Origin of the sequence: Pseudomonas sp. NY15356 (assembly GCF_048068175.1) — a bacterium.
GTDB lineage: Bacteria > Pseudomonadota > Gammaproteobacteria > Pseudomonadales > Pseudomonadaceae > Aquipseudomonas > Aquipseudomonas putida_K.
In genome coordinates, this window is record NZ_JBLUPW010000088.1 from 1 (window position 1) to 435 (window position 435).

The following is a 435-nucleotide window of genomic DNA, read 5'->3' on the forward strand; positions in this document are numbered from 1 at the left end:
CACCAACAAGCTTGAGTCGGTAGAAGGCGGCGACAAGTTCGAGAAACTGACTCTGGGTGAGAACTCTGTTTCGACGGAAATCACCGATGAGCCAGGTTCGGGCACCAATACTGGCAACGAAGGCGACAAATTCGAAGTCACCATCGTCAGCAAAGGCGATGTCACCGAAGACCAGCAACCTTCCTTCACTATCCGGATCAGCGAAAAGCTCGATCACGATGTCACCGTTACGCTGAGCAACAATCAGCAGGTGGTCATTCAAGCCGGTAAAACCGAGGTCGATTACTCGCTGCCGGCCCAGGGCGATGATGTATTCAAAGACGCAGGTGAAGTTTCGCTGGGCATCACCGATGCGACCGTCGCCGGCAAGCAGTTCGAAAACCTGCAACTGGGCGACAAGGCCACCGTCAACATCACCGATACGATCAGCGAAGT

1 protein-coding gene is annotated in these 435 nt (G+C 54.3%); it reads left to right on the plus strand.

The genetic code is table 11. From position 1 onward, the window contains the following. On the plus strand, window positions 1-435 hold a 435-nt coding region (locus ACNFCI_RS24040; protein ID WP_416768435.1), incomplete at both ends, for an immunoglobulin-like domain-containing protein.